This is a genomic window from Enterococcus sp. M190262, assembly GCF_005843965.1.
Classification (GTDB): Bacteria; Bacillota; Bacilli; order Lactobacillales; family Enterococcaceae; genus Enterococcus_D; species Enterococcus_D gallinarum.
On sequence record NZ_CP040461.1, the window covers coordinates 2,479,270 to 2,495,083 of the forward strand.

Genomic DNA, 15,814 nt, shown 5'->3' on the forward strand with positions numbered 1-15,814 from the left:
TTGCAGTAATAAGCCGTAATTTCTTGCAACTAATCACTTCTGTCTCAACCACTTTGCCTTTTGATCTAAAGACAAAGGCGGACTTTTGTGATAAACTTTGTAAAGTTGCTGAAAAAACATTTTTTTCACGGAAACATTTCAGCTTATTTTTAGAAAATGAGGGTTGTACATGTATCATTCGTATATTTGGGACTTTGACGGCACATTGTTTGACAGTTACCCAATCATGTTAGAGGCGTTTCTTAAAACATTGAAAGACGCTGGATTTGATCCCGATTCGAGAGAAATTTATCGCATCTTGAAAGCATCGTCATCAAAACAAGTAGCTGAGAAATATCAATTGGATTTCATTGATTTTAGCGCTCGTTTTAAAGCATATGAAGCACTAGATGAGCGGCTACCCGTTTCATTTCCGGGAACGAAAGAAGCTTTACAAGCAGTAGTAGACCATGGCGGAAAGAATTATATTTTGACCCATCGTGACGTTGTTTCAACGAAAGAACTTTTAATGAAAGAAAATCTTGACCATTTGATCGTAGAGATCGTGGGACCGGAGAATAATTTTCCCCGCAAGCCGGACCCAACGTCTTTGAATTATTTAGTGGAAAAATATCAATTGGACAAAACAACGACTGTAATGATCGGTGATCGTGCGATGGATGTGCTGGCTGGACGAGGGGCAGGGGTGCAAACGATGTTCTATGATATTGAAGGATTGCTAACTGATTTGGATGCAGACCATGTCGTTCATTCCATGAAAGAAATCGAAGAAATTATCAAGTCTTGAGCAATCAAGACTTTTTTTGCGTACTTCTTTTTGAGGTGATTCATTATGGACAAGTGGTTGGATTTTGGGAAAAAATATTGGCATTTATCCTTGAGCGCGCTGTTGGTCATTCTTTTTCTATTTGGTTTGTTTTTTACCCCGAATGAGCCAGAATGGCCCGAAGCAGAAGAATCTTCACCAATTTTCGAATCAGAGAGTAGGAAAGAGTCATTGGACCAGATCGTTGTAGATATCAAAGGAGAAATCCGAAATCCGGGTATTTACACCTTACCTAGTGGAGCTCGACTGTATGAGCTGATCCAATTAGCGGGCGGGGTCACTGATGAAGGAAATGAAGAAGTCATGAATTTTGCCCAAGAATTGTCAGATCAACAATTAGTAATCGTTCCTCATTTAGATGATCCGGTAGTTTACGCTGACAACGGAGCAGAAGGAACACTTGCTCAGAACCAGATCGATTTAAATACAGCAGATAGCAGCCAGTTACAAGAGCTTCCAGGCATTGGCGCGAAAAAGGCAGAGGCAATCATCGCTTACCGTGAAGAAAAGGGTTTTTTTAAAACCGTGGAAGAAGTGAAAGAAGTTTCTGGTATTGGCCCTAAAACTTATGAGGCTTTGGAGGGGTTGATCAAGGTGCGATGAAAAATAAGAGAAAGAATAAGAGAATAAGCTCGCGATTCAGTGGCTTTTCTGTTTCGTTGTTGTAGGGGGTATAGGGAGTATAGGGGTATAAGGGGTATAAGGTAAGTAGAGAAGTCATTTTTATTTAGTAGAGCGATCGGGTGAAACAAGTCAGTATCGCGACGTATTATGCTAACAAAAACACACTCTGTCGCAGGCGGCCGGTGGTTGTAAAAATTAATCTTTTGCTCAAAAAGAGTCAATCGATACAACTATATGTTGTATCGAATGCTAGGGGATCTAAGGAATTTATCGTGTGAATACAAAGTAGACCTTTTCTCACTGTGTAATCCATTTGTTTATTTCAGCAGGAAAAGATTTGCTAAAGGTAAGCTATACCGATTACATGAAAAATTCTTCATTTTTCCCAAGATAAAATTAAAAATAATTTTGAAAACAATTTTTTTGCCTAAACTTTTCCTCAGAATGCTATCAATTTCATTTCTTCCTATTTCCTGATAGTTTATAATAACGGACGTAATAAATTCGGGAAAGGAGCGAGCCTATGCTGGAAAGGTATATAGAAAAATGCGTGATTCGTCAAGTCTATCTTTGCGAGCAGTTGTATGAGAAGGAAAGCGTGCTTATTGACCGTTTAGCCGAACAGCTGGATGTCTGTCCTGCGACCATTATCAATGACATTGATAAAATTCTGCTTTTACTAAAAGAACGCATTGCTACCGCCACTCACGAGAAGCATACATATCAAGTGGTTTTTACTGCCGGATCTTCCTTATCAGAGCTTACTCAAACCATTTATCAAGGATCCTATTTTTTACAAGTTCTCTATCAATTTTTGATTGGAGAGAGAAGTTGGCAAAAAATATCGGAAGAGGTGTTTATTTCATTAAGCAAGGTTTATACCATTCGGACAGACTTATGGAGATTTTTTGAGGAAATGGGCTATTTAAATGAAGAGCAAGAGGAGGTCGAGATCCCCGAGAAAGACTTCCGCTATCTTCTATTGGCTGTAATGAACTATTTAGGAAAACGTCCTGAAAAAAATCAGTCTTTTATTGAGCAGGCTTGTGAAGAACTGATCCAATTCGTGGAACAACGTTTTTTTCTGCGTTCTTATCCTGAAGACGAACGTCAAATCATTCATTTAGGGATCCACATCGGATTAGCAAGAAGCCGAATAGCTCCTATTTGTTTTGCATCAAGGGACAAGGAGATGGCACGACAGACACCGCTATTTCAATTATTACAGCAAGGTCTTAAAGAACTTGTAGTTTCTTTGTGTAGCAATGAGGACGAAGAATTTTACATCTATTCACTTTTTAATTCACGCAAGTATCAGTGCAATAATCTGGAGCTGTTGCAAAGAGATTTTGAAGTCGTTTATCGTAATCACATTCATCGCTGTCCGGAGATGTTGGAACTCACGCATTTATTACAAAACCGATTAGGAATCTCCGAGAAAAATCATTTGTTGTTCGAAAAAGCGTTACTACCGTTTCTTCGTTCCGCTTGGGGGGACATGCAGATCTTTCAAACGGATCGTCTATTCTTTCTCTACCCAAGTGAGAGGGAAATGTTTGATCAAATAATGGAGAGCCTTGGGTTATGGGCAAACCAAAACCAGCAGATGATTCGATGGAATGACAATCTGGTTCGTAAATTGACGATTTTACTAAGTTTGCTTCCTGATGCTGAAAAAACTGAACATTTGGAAGTGTATATTGTTGCACCTTCTGATTTTAAATACTTGTATTATCGCCAACAGTTAGAAGAAATGTTAGATGAGCACTTTACCATAAGCAATATGATCTATCACCAATTAACTGATGTGGTGGATGATGTCTTTTTTTGTACCAAACGAATGATTTTATGTGATGCTTCTCTTTATCAAGAAACACTTCAAACGAAAAATACTAAAATTTATCCGGTGACTTTCAACACTGTTTCCTCTGTTATCTTAGCTATCAATCAGACACTATATCAACGAGTCGAGGAAATCTTTGCAACAAAGAGTAATTGAAAAGACTGAAAAAGATAATTATTGATACAAAGAGAGGGATTGCGCACAGCCGTGCGCAATCCCTCTCTTTGAACTAAAGTAGTGCAAGCGAATGGCACTACTTGGGACAGTTCCGCAATAGAAGTAACGTTGAGAGCTCTAATGATTTTGGGGAAGTTTCTTGCTAGAACGTGTTGGCCTTTTTAATGAGTAAAGCCGTAGGTTTTGATTTCTTGTTTTTTATGATAGACCAGATGAGCCTGATCAAGTGCCAGCAGAGCTTCTTTCATGTCTTGAATATAATCGTGGGCCATATTCATACCAAAGTCTGCACGAATGACCAATCGTTGGATGATTTGGTCGTCTAAATTGGCTGGTAATGGATAAGCTGGAACTTGCCAACCTTTCATGAGTAAACGGTCTGCTAAGTCATACAACGTCCATTCCCGTTTTGGATCGTCTTTCAATTTGTAGCAGACGATCGGAAGTTGAGCGCCATCATTGATCATTTCGAATAGATCGGTTTTTTCGATTTCTTTTGCCAAATAAAGAGCAACTTTATGGGTCTTGTCATGAATCGCTTTGTAACCATCAAAACCATAGCGCACAAAATTATAGTATTGTCCGATCAACTGAGCAGCACTATGGGAGAAGTTGATGGCCATGGTTGGTAACTCACCGCCTAAATAGCTGACTTTAAATACAAGTTCTTGAGGCAAGTAAGATTGATCGCGCCAAAGTACCCAACCCACACCCGGATAAACGAGACCGTATTTATGACCCGATGTGTTGATTGATATGACATTTGGTAATTGAAAGTCCCAGACGAGATCCGGTTCAGTAAAAGGGGTATAGAGACCACCAGAAGCAGCATCCACATGAATGTAGACTTTATAGTCCGTTGTTTGGTTGTATTGTTCAACAAGTTCATTCAATCCTTTAATGTCGTCATAGCGTCCTGTATAGGTGATTCCTAGAATGCCAACGATGCCGATCGTATATTCATCAACATAGTCCATCACTTTATCAAGATTGATCGACAAATGGTTTTCATCCATAGGGACTTCTCTCATCTCGATATCCCAGTAGACACAAAATTTTTCCCAACAAACTTGATAACCGCTTGAAATCACTAAATTAGGTTTATGAGCATTTAGATCGAGACCGAGTTTTTCCGCCCGATTACGCCAAGCAAATTTCATTGCCATCCCACCTAACATACAGGCTTCTGAAGAACCAATGGTAGAAGTGCCCATGAATTTTTCTTCTTTGCTTGCATGCCACAAATCTGCAATGATATTCACACAGCGATTTTCAATTTCTGCTGTTCGTGGATACTCGGATTTGTCGATGGCATTTTTTTCTAGAGTTTGTGTCATCAGCTTAACTGCTTCCGGTTCCATGTAGGTTTGACAGAATGTAGCTAAATTCAAACGGGCATTTCCTTCATCAAGTAGCTGATCTTGTACGAGCTGATAGGCCATTCTAGGTTCAACAGATTGTGGATTTAGTTTGTATTTCGGTAAATCTTCTCCTTCACAAACAGCTCCAAAAATTGGTTCCAAATAGTCTGCTTCTTCGCGGTTTTCTTTTCCATATAACATGATAATTCCTCCTAATAGATAAAAAATACGGTTAATGTTTGATTGTATACTTCTCGTTTTGAACGATGTGGTGTTCTCCTCGAGCGCTTGGATAAGTGGCAGGGTTCACATCTCCTGTTTTCATATGAACCGGTTCGTCGATTTGAGCTTCTTTGCCACGTTTGTCATGAAGTTCATAGAGAATGAATGGTAACAATAAAGTAACGATGAAACTAATCAACAAGATGACTTGGTAAGTTCTGTCTTCACTGGCAGGAATCGAAGAAGGTGGGAAGAACGAAACGAATAATGCGAGCAGCGACATGATGAGCCCTAATCCTGCGATTATTGTTTTTCCGATTGTTTTTCCTGGAACATTATAGGTACGAGGAAGATCTTTTTTCTTAAAAAGCAGAACAAAATAGCCCAAGAAAAACAGCAAATAACCAATCAAATAAATCACTACTGTCAGCGAAATAGCTACCAAGAAAGATAAGTTGTTTCCACCGCCGCCAAACGTTAGAACAGCACCCCATATTGAAACGATGATTCCTTGAATCATGATTAGCGGAACAGGGACGCCATGTTTATTGTGCTTTCGCAAAAAAGTCGGCAGTAATCCTCGTTGTGCCGCTGCAAACATACCTCTTGATGGGCCAACGACCCATGAGCTGACCTCACCCATGACACCAAAGGCAATCATTAGTGCGATTAACTTCACTAGCCAACCAAGATGCGGATTGAAGTGAAGCAACAACGATTCAAAGGTTTGAATCACTCCGGCACTGAGAGATAATTCTTTTTGCGGAATGACCGCAGCAACAGAGAAGCCGCCAATAGCGTCTAATGCAATGGCAAGAATGACTAGCAAAATCATTGCTAGTGGATAATTTTTTTGCGGATTTTTTAGTTCATTAATGTGGGAAGCAGAGGCCTCCACACCCATATAAGCCAAAATAAAAGAAACAAATACCACGAGAGTAGAAACTTTTGAAAAGTCAGGGATAAATGCTTTTTCACTCAGGGGTATTTGAATAGGATTTCCACCGATGAAATAAGCTGCTGCTAGCACAAATAAGAGGATAGAGGGAATGACGATCCCGATAACAAATCCTGCTTTTGCAATTTTTGCTGTTCTTTTGGTTCCACCTAACTGAGAAAACGTTAAGAGCCAAAAAATAATCAGCAAACCGATGTACTTCATCAATGGATCATTGTTGAGGGCGGGAAAATTCAGCACATAAGAAAGTGCCCCTAAGATGAAGTAAATCATCGTAACAAACCCGACAGTAATCTGAAACCACTGAAAGAAGATTGCTGCAAAGCCAAACCGTTCGCCTAATGTTTCACTGACCCAACTAAATATCCCACCGTTCTGCCAGCCTTTTACCGTCGACATTTCTGCCGCGCAGAGTGCAACAGGCAAAAACCAGAGGATACCTCCTAATAATAAGAAGAAAACCAAATGAAGTTGTGACGTGGCAAAAGTTGGGTACTCGTACACAGTCAGGACCATCGAGGCTGTTAGTGCGAAAAAACCAAATAAAGATAATTTTTTCTCGTTCATCAAATCGCTTCTTTCTAAGTCTAATATCTTTTTGGCGCTGTTATCTCGGAGGAGAAAGCTGATGTATGCTTCTGTTCATTGTGTGTCCACCTCTTTTCTTACAAAACGAAGTATAAAACTTTTTGGGTAAGAAAATTTCCAAGTTTTTTCTGAAAACAAAAGTGAAAAAGAAAAAAAGCTGGAAATAAAAAAGAAGCGTGTATTTTGCTGTTAAAAAAAAGCAAGAGCACTCGAAAGGCGTATTATTTTATGTACCCCTGAAAAACTAGAAATAGGCAGATGGTGTTGCTACAAAGGTTTTATGAAAAATTTGCGTTAGGCAAGTGTTTCAATGAAAGGGAGGAATCGGAAGAAGAAAGAGAGAAAAGGCGAAAAAACTATTATACCTGGGAAGAGTGAAGTGAGGATCTTTCGTTCCATCCGTTAGTAGCATCAAATATTAGTAGCATCAAAGAAAATAACAAGCAGTTTTATTCCCAGTCCCTTAATCAAAAACAATACCCAGCAGGTAGTGGAGTCATTTTGAGAACTGTTTGACTGACGGTAGCAGTAGGAAAAACAAGCAGAAGTGAATGGAGAAAAAGACACTAAAATTCAATAGCCCCTAGATTAATCAGTGGGGGTATAGTATATTATAAAAAATTGTGTACTATTATTTCGCAATCGGAAAAATAGAAAAAGGAGGTACGCAGATGACAAGCGATCTGAATAAAAAGAATCAATGGGTTAATTCTCAAAACCGATCGATAGAAGGAAATAAACGAATCCCTTGGGACCAGTATTTTATGGCTCAAGCTGTTTTACTTTCTCTTAGAAGTACATGCTCTCGGTTAGAGGTGGGGGCGACACTAGTCAAGGACCGACGGATTATTGCCGGCGGCTACAATGGCTCAGTTAGTGGAGACGTTCATTGTATTGATGAAGGCTGCTATGTGGTTGACGGACATTGTATCCGCACGATCCATGCAGAAATGAACGCATTACTGCAATGCGCCAAGCTAGGTGTTTCAACCGACAATGCCGAGATTTATGTGACACACTTTCCATGTTTGCCTTGTACGAAGGCGATTTTGCAGGCAGGCGTCAAGAAAATTCATTATCTGAATGACTACCGCAATAATCAATATGCTCTAGATTTGATTCAACAAGTTGGTGCTACCGTCCACCAAGTTGAACTTGATCCAGCATATTTTGAAAAATTATCTTTTGGTTCCTTGAATGGGGCTACACATACAAACATGCCGTGACCATTTCCTTTTTGTTGGAGTGATCATTGGTTGCTGGGTAACAGGTTTCTATTTGAAATCTGTTCTTTTATTTATTATCGCAAGTTATCTTCTTCTGGGACTACTGATAAAAAAACAAGTTGCTTTATTGGCACTTTGTTGTCTTGGCAGTGTATTGATAGGGGGACGTATGGTCAGTTTTCAAAATCCTCAGTTGGAAGAAGGATCGTTAACTGCTGAGGTTCTTATCTATCCTGATACGATCAAAGTCAATGGTGATTTAGTGACATTTGAAGGGAAACTGCCTGAAGGTAAAGTGATGGGGCGTTATCAAGTTTCTTCTCTTTCCGAAAAAGACCAATGGCTCAGCCGACAAAATTGGCAGAAATCACTAAGAGTACATGGAAATTTCAAGATAGCAGAGCCAATCCGAAACAAACATGCCTTTGATTACTCATTTTATTTGGCTAGCAGGAACTTCTTAGGCACATTGACGATTACTGAGATTCTCGCAAGCAAACAAACTGCCGGGATTTCTTCGATCCACAGGTGGCGAGCAGCTGCAGTGACTCACGTGAAGCAGTTTTTCCCTGAGAAGCTGGCATCTTATATAAACGCATTGTTATTTGGATATAAAGATCATGAGTTTCAAGAGATCCGTCAATTATTCAGCAGCAGTGGCTTGCTGCACTTTTTTACTGTGTCCGGACTGCATGTGTCTTGCTTTTTCTACTGGTTAGAACGAGGTCTGAGACGAGGAAAGCTCACCAGAGAGGAGATGCTGCTTCCTCTTTTGCCAATTATCCTGATAGCCGCCATTTTATTTGGTGGTTCTATCAGCGTGATTCGAGCTGTTCTCGCTTATGGGATGACCGTTCTTTTGCGACTGTTTTCCTGTCACCTTTCAGCCTGTGATCGTTACGGTATCGTGCTTTTTCTAACACTTATGATCGACCCAAAAGTTTTTCTGCAAACGTCCGGGCAGCTATGTTTTTTGATGACTTTTTTATTGCTCATGCAAAGAAACGTACAGGTTTCCTCAGTGATCCGTTCTCAGTTTTTGCCGTTATTGGCAGCGCCGCTGCTGATGCACTTATTCTATGAATTTCCTTTGTTGGGTGGGATTTTTACTCTTCTTTTGCTTCCGTTGTTTCAACGTTTTATCTTACCTAGCTGTTTTGCTCTTTTTGCCGTAAGTCTTTTGATACCAAAAATACCCTATCTGGATAGTTGGAGTGAAACACTTTTGCATGGAATAGAGGAAATCGTCTTTTTTCTTGGAAGATTTGCCCTCACGACTGGAAGGATTCCCATAGAACTTGCTATTTTCTGTAGTCTTCTTGGTTTATTTTTGTATCAGCGACATCAGTTCTTTTTTTGTTTCTTAGTCAGTTTGTTTTTACCGCTACTTTTTCAGCGTCTTTTTGTCCCTGCTGCCGTTACATTTGTCGATGTTGGGCAAGGTGATAGTATTGTCTTACAAACAGCCTTTAATCGGGAAGTGTATGTGATTGATACCGGCGGCAGTTTATCTTTTCCTAAAGAGGCGTGGCAGCAACGCGCGTATCAAGAAAATGCACACGCCTCATTGATTCCATTTTTAAAAGGCGAGGGAGTCAGGCAAATCGATGGGCTTTTTTTGACTCATGGAGACACGGACCATCTAGGTGATGCATTGGCATTAATGACAGCAATCCCTGTCAAAAAAATATACCTAGTTCCTGGAAGTGAACACCATCCTCAGATTGCCGCGTTAATCAAGCAGCTTCCGCAAGGAACTGTTCACTGGACAAAAGTGGGTGAAACCATTGGTCGCGACCTTGCTATCACTGTTTTAGCTCCTGAGTCTGGGCAAGGTGAAAATGAAGATTCTTTAGTTTTGAAGGCTGAAATTGAGAAGTGGCGCTTTTTATTTACCGGTGATTTAGATCAAAAAGGGGAAGAAAAGTTGATTCAACTGTACCCTCATCTCCAGGCAGAAGTGGTAAAGCTAGGGCATCATGGCAGTCGTACCTCCACTTCTGCTCGTTTTATCGAGAGCCTTTCACCCAAAATCGGAATCATCTCTTGTGGCAAAGACAATCGCTATGGACATCCACATTCTGAAGTTTTGGAAGTGATGGAAGGAAGAAGCATCTTGAGAACAGATCAGCAGGGGATGATCCGCTTCAGCTGGTCAAATTGGCATCGTGTCCAACAGCTAGAAACATGGCTAGACTATCGATTAGAATGATGATAGGATGGAAAAGAAAGCGGGGGAATCTATGGAACTGCAAAAAGCGTTGCAAGAGATTCGAACGAAATCTCTGCAACCTATCTATTTAGTGACAGGCACAGAAAAATTTTTACAAGAACAAGTACGTCAAGCATTTTTGACGCGTTTTGAAGTTTCAAAAGATGACTTGAATTTTGCTTCTTTTGATATGGAAAGAGAGCCTTTGGATTTGGTGATTCAAGAAGCGCAATCGTTGCCGTTTTTCGGTGATCAGCGATTGATCTTTGTGGAGCGGCCTTTTTTTCTAACAGCAGAAAAAAAAGCCAATGTTCCAGAACATGACCTTGATGATTTTTTGCTGTATTTAAAAAATCCAATGGACACGGCTGTTTTGGTGATTTTTGCCGAATATGATAAGCTGGATGAACGAAAGAAAATCACGAAGCAGTTGAAAAAAGCAGGGATCATCATCGATGTGGCACCAATGAAAGAAGCGGATGTTCGTCGGTACTTGCAACAGACATTGACAAACGATGGTATTGAAATGACTAGAGAAGCTTTTGAACTGTTCCTGCGGTTGACTGATCTCCATTTATCAAAAGCGATGCAGGAGCTGCAAAAATTACGCTTGTATGCAGGAAAAGATGCGAAGATCACAAAAGAAATCGTTCAGCAATTGATTCCTAAAACCTTAGAACACAATGTTTTTGAATTGACTAATGATGTGTTACAAGGAAAAGTAGCGGATGCCTGGCGGTTGTATGATGACTTGTTGTTACAAGGGGAAGAGACCATTAAAATCAATGCAATTTTGATTGGACAAGTACGCTTGCTTTTACAAGCGTCGATTCTGATGAAGGTCGGCTATCAACAGGCAAATATTGCTGAAACACTAAAAATCCATCCCTATCGGGTCAAGTTAGCGATGCAGCAGGCAAGAAAGTTCAATGAAAAGCAATTAGCAGCCCTTTATCATGAATTGATTGAGAATGATTATTTGGTGAAAAGTGGTCAAATCGATAAAGAATTTCTGTTTCAATTGTTCGTTTTAAAGCATGGTAAAAGACAAGGGTAAAAGAAAGCCGAAGCAATCATTTGATTGCTTCGGCTTTAATTTGCTTATTTCGCAATTTTTTTACTTAAACGAGATTTGTCACGACTAGCTTTGTTCTTGTGGATCAATCCTTTAGTCTCAGCCATATCGATTGCTTTAACAGCATCTTTATATAACGCATCTACGTTATCAGCACCAGCTTCAACAGCTAGATCAAATTTTTTGATTGCTGTGCGCATTGTGCTTACTTGAGATGAATTCTTAGCATTAGCCGCTTCGCTTGTGCGAACACGTTTGATTGCAGATTCAATGTTTGGCATGTATTTCACCTCCAAAAATAAGTTCTTATACGTTTGAAACGTATAAATCAACACTAGTCATTATACCTAATGCAAGTTTCATTTGCAATAAAAGTTGTAAAGAAATTTTACTTAACACAAAAAAAGGTGCTTTTGCCAGCTATTTTTTCTTGTTCTATATTATTATTTTAATCCTTTACATATTTTTTAATGAATACTTACAAAAAGTTTACACTTTGTTCACTTTCTATGCTATGATTACTTCGGAATTTTTAAATGAGGTGTATAAATGTGAATATGGCTTTAGTTATAACCATCGTGCTCTCGTTAGGCGTTATTTTCGTCAATGGGTGGACGGATGCTCCAAATGCAATTGCCACCGCAGTCTCTACGAGGGTCCTACGTCCAAATGTCGCTATTGGAATGGCGGTAGTGATGAATTTCCTTGGGGTCTTAGTGATGACGTATTTCAATGCGCAAGTTGCTGAAACCATCAGTAACATTGTCAGCTTTGATACTGCTGGCGGCTTTCATGTTGCACAAATCGCTTTAGCTGCTGCACTTTTTTCAATCGTCGTCTGGACGGTTGCGGCTTGGTACTTCGGTATTCCAACTAGTGAATCCCATGCATTGATTGCTGGACTTACAGGAGCAGCAATGGCACTGGGCGGATTACATGCAGTAAACGGACAAGAATGGGTCAAAGTACTGATAGGGCTGGTGGTCTCAACATTGATGGGGTTCATTGGTGGGTTTATCATCACCAAATTGATCGTTTGGCTCTTCCGGGGAACTTCTCGTCGTAAAGCAAATAAAGTTTTTACGATCGGGCAAGCGGTCGCAGCTGGAGCAAACGCTTTTTTGCATGGCGCACAAGACGGTCAAAAGTTTATGGGGGTCTTTATGCTAGGTCTTTACTACAATAACCTTGTAGAAAAAAGCGGCAACGGCTTTACGATCCCTTTGTGGGTAATGGCGTTATGTTCTCTTACTATGGGAATCGGAACCTCTGTCGGTGGGATGAAAATCATTAAATCTGTCGGCATGGACATGGTCAAACTGGATAAATATCAAGGTTTTTCGGCTGACTTAACAGCGGCAATCTGCTTGTTCTTATCTTCCGTGTTTGGGATTCCCGTTTCGACGACACATACAAAAACAACTGCCATCATGGGTGTTGGCGCATCACGTCGCTTTTCCAGCGTTGACTGGCGCATCGTGAAAGAAATGATTTATGCTTGGATCTTGACTTTCCCAGGCTGTGGCTTGATTGCCTATGTAATGGTAAAAGTATTACTTGTGATTTTGTAAGGAGAGAGAAGAATGGCACGAAAAAAAAGTTTTGATTATTTTGCAGCGATGGAGCAGCTGGCAACCAATGGTCATTTAGCGGCAAAACGTTTTTCAGTTCTGATAAATGATTATTCAGAAGCAGCGTTAACTGAAGCAGCAGCAGAAATTCACGCATTAGAAAAAGAAGGCGATCAAGTGATCGCAGAATTGACCAATGAATTATATGATTCTTTTATCACACCGATCGATCGAGAAGATATTTTGATTATTTCTGAACGCTTGGACGATATTTTAGATGGCATCATGGGATTGACTTATTTATTTGAAAATCTTGTGATCAAGTCATTACGTCCGGAAACAGCTGATTTCGCTGTCATGATCGAACAGGCCACACAAGGTGTGCAGACGGCATTAAAAGAGTTTCCTAAGTTCAAAAATTCAAAGACGCTACGTCAAATGATCAATGATGTCAATCGTATCGAGTCTGAAGCGGACCTTTTGTACTCTAAATTGAAAAAGGCCCTTTTCACCGATGAAAAAGATGTCTTAGAAATCATTAAATGGAAAGACATTTATGACCGCTTTGAAACAATCATCAACGACACAGAAGGTGCTGTCGATATTATTGACGGCATGGTCATCAAAAATACGTAATTTAGCTAAAAACACTGCGATGTCCAAAAGGACATCGCAGTGTTTTTATTATAAAGATACTAACCAGTAAACAATCAAAACCGCACCAAGTACGATACGATACCAACCAAAGAAAGTGAAATCGTTTCGTTTGATATAATTCATCAAGAAGCGGATGGCTAACACGGAAACGATAAAGGAAACGATCGTTCCAGTTAATAAGATAACTGTTCCTTGCAAGTCAAAAGCATTTCCAACTTTAAGAAATTTGTATATTTTCCATATACTTGCACCGAACATGGTAGGGATACCTAAGAAGAATGAAAATTCTGTTGCGACAAAGCGGGAGGCACCAATCATGATTCCTCCAAGAATCGTAGCGCCAGAGCGTGATGTTCCGGGAATCAATGCTAATACTTGAAACATCCCGACAATTAGTGCAGCTTTATAAGTGAACTTGTTCAAATCGGTACATTTTGGTTCTTTGTTTTTGTTTCTTTTCTCAACGACGATGAAGCCGATCCCGTAGATGATCAGAACGATCGAAACAGAGAGGAAATTATAGAAGTGAGCGTCTAACCAATCGTCCAGTGGCAAACCAATGATGACAGATGGTAAGACAGCAATGATCACTTTCGACCAGAGTGTCCAAGTGTCTCTCTTTTCCAATGCATTTTTGGTGGGTGAAAATGGGTTTAATTTATGGAAATAGAGGTAAACAACCGCCAGAATCGCTCCTAATTGGATCACGACGTTGAACATCGCCATAAATTCCGGGCTTACTTTCAACCCAATAAATTCATCAGCAAGGATCAAGTGACCGGTACTACTGATGGGAAGCCATTCGGTAATGCCTTCAATGATCCCGAAAAGGATGGCTTTAATAAAATTCGCAAAAAACATTTGTTCAGTCCTTTCTTGTATGGTGAAATACATTACATAGTATACCTGTTCTAGGAAAAAATACCAAACACTTCCTAAAAAAAGAGCAGTTTTTCTTGCTGAAAAAATCGTCAAGCCGAGGATCTTTTCAGCAAAAAACTACTCTTACTTTTGTTGATTCATTATTGCAAGAAAATCAAGCGAGGAGATCTTGTGAAAGGGCAAGTCCTTTCTTGATATATTTAGTGTTGCCCACTTCCGCAATTGTGAATTCACCATTTTCATAAATCAGTCGGGTAACCGAACCATTATCGATGTCCATACGCACGTTGTTTTCGTTATTGATCAAATGCAGCAAGAAGGCGATCGTTAGACCATGGGACACAACTAACGCATTGCCGCCGCCTTTTTTCTCAACCCGATACGCGATGTCTTCAAAGCCGGTTTTGACCCGTTCAGTCAATTCATCAAAGGATTCGGCCCAATTCGCTGTGTCCGCACGATGAATCGCATTAGCAACAGCCTCAAAGCTGACATGGCTAGCAATCATATTGTCATAATCAGGGAAATCCAACACACGAGGAATGACGCCCCACATTTCTGCATCATAAGCCCCTTCTAAAGACCCAAAACACCATTCTCTGATTCGTTTATCAATATGATAAGGAATCTGAGGCCCACGTAAATGCTCGCCCAAGATCAAGCGCATGGTTTCGATAGCACGACCACTATCACTGGATACTGCTTCCACAAAATCGATCTCCCGGAGACCAAGCCCAAGATAATGGATTCCTTGTTCACCTGTGCGGGTCAATGGAGTATCACACCATCCCTGAACGCGCTGTAATGTATTGAACATTGTCTTACCGTGTCGCACGACATATAATTCTGTTCTTGCCATATCGTTTCCTCCTTTTACATTTATCTAAAAAATGGATTTGTCCGTTTTTCGTTTTCAATCGTCGTTGGCTCACCATGCCCTGGATAAACAGTTAATTGGTTGGGCAGAATAAACAACTCAGATTGGATACTCGTTAATAATTGTTCCAAATTACCAGTTGGTAGATCCGTACGTCCAATACTGCCTTTAAAAAGGGCATCTCCTGAAACGACAAAATCATCAAAAATAAAGCTGACACTCCCAATGGAATGTCCCGGAGTTGCCACAACGCGAAAAGAGATGCCGTCAATTTGATAATCTTTTAACGCCAATTCATGCTCTGCAGGACGTGCAGTAATACCGCCTAAGTCAGGATGGCGACCAGAAAGATTTTTTAGAGGATCTCCTAACCAATCTTGTTCTAATGGACTGACATAAACTGGGATACTGTAATAGTCTCTTAAGTGATCCACTGCACCGATATGGTCATAATGAGTATGGGTCAATAAGATTGCACTAGGCTTTGCTTCTGTTTTTTCGATTTCAGCAATGATTCGTTCAGCCTCTGCTCCCGGATCAATGATTAATAAATGCCCATCTTGCCAAACCAAGTAACAATTCTCTTGAACAGGGCCGGTGACTAAGCCAATGATTTTCATATTTTAACCTCCTCTGTTTCTTCTTTTAGTATAGCCTAAAGTATTCAAGGAAACAAAAAAAGCTTTTTAAAGATTCACAGTTTTGCTCTTTATTT

At 40.1% G+C, this 15,814-nt stretch carries 14 protein-coding genes; 8 read left to right on the plus strand and 6 right to left on the minus strand.

Going from position 1 to position 15,814, the window contains the following annotated elements:
* Positions 1–169: 169 nt before the first annotated feature.
* From FE005_RS11635 to FE005_RS11645, 3 genes are all read left to right on the plus strand, one after another.
* Complete coding sequence (locus FE005_RS11635) at positions 170–787, plus strand: HAD-IA family hydrolase (RefSeq protein ID WP_003127274.1); 618 nt, start codon at positions 170–172, stop codon at positions 785–787.
* A 45-nt stretch (positions 788–832) separates the two neighbouring features.
* On the plus strand, positions 833–1,429 hold the full coding sequence (locus tag FE005_RS11640; RefSeq protein WP_003127275.1) for a helix-hairpin-helix domain-containing protein: 597 nt from the start codon (positions 833–835) through the stop codon (positions 1,427–1,429).
* A 544-nt stretch (positions 1,430–1,973) separates the two neighbouring features.
* Positions 1,974–3,449 (plus strand): hypothetical protein, encoded by a 1,476-nt coding sequence (locus FE005_RS11645; protein ID WP_003127277.1) that lies wholly within the window; start codon positions 1,974–1,976, stop codon positions 3,447–3,449.
* A 182-nt stretch (positions 3,450–3,631) separates the two neighbouring features.
* Here the strand turns inward: FE005_RS11645 and FE005_RS11650 are convergent, their stop codons facing one another.
* Together FE005_RS11650 and gadC are read right to left on the minus strand one after the other, a co-directional pair.
* The gene (locus FE005_RS11650) at positions 3,632–5,032 is read right to left on the minus strand and encodes a glutamate decarboxylase (RefSeq protein ID WP_021150904.1); all 1,401 of its coding nucleotides are present in this window, start codon (positions 5,030–5,032) and stop codon (positions 3,632–3,634) included.
* A 31-nt stretch (positions 5,033–5,063) separates the two neighbouring features.
* Positions 5,064–6,578 (minus strand): glutamate:gamma-aminobutyrate antiporter, encoded by a 1,515-nt coding sequence (gadC, locus tag FE005_RS11655; RefSeq protein ID WP_005472579.1) that lies wholly within the window; start codon positions 6,576–6,578, stop codon positions 5,064–5,066.
* Positions 6,579–7,363: 785 nt separating this feature from the next.
* Here gadC and FE005_RS11660 point away from each other — a divergent pair.
* From FE005_RS11660 to holA, 3 genes are all read left to right on the plus strand, one after another.
* A complete protein-coding gene (locus FE005_RS11660) occupies positions 7,364–7,825 on the plus strand; it encodes a ComE operon protein 2 (RefSeq protein WP_254697011.1) in 462 nt (153 codons plus the stop codon).
* A 169-nt stretch (positions 7,826–7,994) separates the two neighbouring features.
* A complete protein-coding gene (locus tag FE005_RS11665; RefSeq protein ID WP_254696981.1) occupies positions 7,995–10,037 on the plus strand; it encodes a DNA internalization-related competence protein ComEC/Rec2 in 2,043 nt (680 codons plus the stop codon).
* Positions 10,038–10,068: 31 nt separating this feature from the next.
* Positions 10,069–11,094, plus strand: a complete 1,026-nt coding sequence (gene holA, locus FE005_RS11670) for a DNA polymerase III subunit delta (protein WP_003127282.1) — start codon at positions 10,069–10,071, stop codon at positions 11,092–11,094.
* 44 nt (positions 11,095–11,138) lie between these two features.
* On the opposite strand, the gene rpsT is transcribed toward holA, so the two are convergent.
* Positions 11,139–11,393 carry a 30S ribosomal protein S20 gene (rpsT, locus tag FE005_RS11675; RefSeq protein ID WP_003127283.1) on the minus strand — a complete coding sequence of 85 codons (255 nt, stop codon included), beginning with the start codon at positions 11,391–11,393 and terminating at the stop codon, positions 11,139–11,141.
* A 276-nt stretch (positions 11,394–11,669) separates the two neighbouring features.
* Here rpsT and FE005_RS11680 point away from each other — a divergent pair, with 276 nt between their 5' ends.
* Together FE005_RS11680 and FE005_RS11685 are read left to right on the plus strand one after the other, a co-directional pair.
* Complete coding sequence (locus FE005_RS11680) at positions 11,670–12,683, plus strand: inorganic phosphate transporter (protein WP_086269307.1); 1,014 nt, start codon at positions 11,670–11,672, stop codon at positions 12,681–12,683.
* Positions 12,684–12,695: 12 nt separating this feature from the next.
* Positions 12,696–13,319: a DUF47 domain-containing protein gene (locus FE005_RS11685; protein ID WP_003127286.1), complete on the plus strand. Its 624-nt coding sequence runs from the start codon at positions 12,696–12,698 to the stop codon at positions 13,317–13,319.
* A 48-nt stretch (positions 13,320–13,367) separates the two neighbouring features.
* Here the strand turns inward: FE005_RS11685 and FE005_RS11690 are convergent, their stop codons facing one another.
* From FE005_RS11690 to FE005_RS11700, 3 genes are all read right to left on the minus strand, one after another.
* Positions 13,368–14,201: an undecaprenyl-diphosphate phosphatase gene (locus tag FE005_RS11690; protein ID WP_003127287.1), complete on the minus strand. Its 834-nt coding sequence runs from the start codon at positions 14,199–14,201 to the stop codon at positions 13,368–13,370.
* A gap of 175 nt (positions 14,202–14,376) precedes the next feature.
* On the minus strand, positions 14,377–15,081 hold the full coding sequence (locus FE005_RS11695; protein ID WP_113849761.1) for a histidine phosphatase family protein: 705 nt from the start codon (positions 15,079–15,081) through the stop codon (positions 14,377–14,379).
* Between the two features lie 20 nt (positions 15,082–15,101).
* The gene (locus FE005_RS11700) at positions 15,102–15,719 is read right to left on the minus strand and encodes an MBL fold metallo-hydrolase (RefSeq protein WP_003127289.1); all 618 of its coding nucleotides are present in this window, start codon (positions 15,717–15,719) and stop codon (positions 15,102–15,104) included.
* Positions 15,720–15,814 lie beyond the last annotated feature (95 nt).

Bases quoted from the DNA above. Each gene is read 5' to 3' on its own strand.
- FE005_RS11635 (WP_003127274.1), top strand. From the start codon at position 170: ATGTATCATTCGTATATTTGGGACTTTGACGGCACATTGTTTGACAGT.
- FE005_RS11640 (WP_003127275.1), top strand. From the start codon at position 833: ATGGACAAGTGGTTGGATTTTGGGAAAAAATATTGGCATTTATCCTTG.
- FE005_RS11645 (WP_003127277.1), top strand. From the start codon at position 1,974: ATGCTGGAAAGGTATATAGAAAAATGCGTGATTCGTCAAGTCTATCTT.
- FE005_RS11650 (WP_021150904.1), bottom strand. From the start codon at position 5,032: ATGTTATATGGAAAAGAAAACCGCGAAGAAGCAGACTATTTGGAACCA.
- gadC (WP_005472579.1), bottom strand. From the start codon at position 6,578: ATGAACGAGAAAAAATTATCTTTATTTGGTTTTTTCGCACTAACAGCC.
- FE005_RS11660 (WP_254697011.1), top strand. From the start codon at position 7,364: ATGGCTCAAGCTGTTTTACTTTCTCTTAGAAGTACATGCTCTCGGTTA.
- FE005_RS11665 (WP_254696981.1), top strand. From the start codon at position 7,995: ATGGTCAGTTTTCAAAATCCTCAGTTGGAAGAAGGATCGTTAACTGCT.
- holA (WP_003127282.1), top strand. From the start codon at position 10,069: ATGGAACTGCAAAAAGCGTTGCAAGAGATTCGAACGAAATCTCTGCAA.
- rpsT (WP_003127283.1), bottom strand. From the start codon at position 11,393: ATGCCAAACATTGAATCTGCAATCAAACGTGTTCGCACAAGCGAAGCG.
- FE005_RS11680 (WP_086269307.1), top strand. From the start codon at position 11,670: ATGGCTTTAGTTATAACCATCGTGCTCTCGTTAGGCGTTATTTTCGTC.
- FE005_RS11685 (WP_003127286.1), top strand. From the start codon at position 12,696: ATGGCACGAAAAAAAAGTTTTGATTATTTTGCAGCGATGGAGCAGCTG.
- FE005_RS11690 (WP_003127287.1), bottom strand. From the start codon at position 14,201: ATGTTTTTTGCGAATTTTATTAAAGCCATCCTTTTCGGGATCATTGAA.
- FE005_RS11695 (WP_113849761.1), bottom strand. From the start codon at position 15,081: ATGGCAAGAACAGAATTATATGTCGTGCGACACGGTAAGACAATGTTC.
- FE005_RS11700 (WP_003127289.1), bottom strand. From the start codon at position 15,719: ATGAAAATCATTGGCTTAGTCACCGGCCCTGTTCAAGAGAATTGTTAC.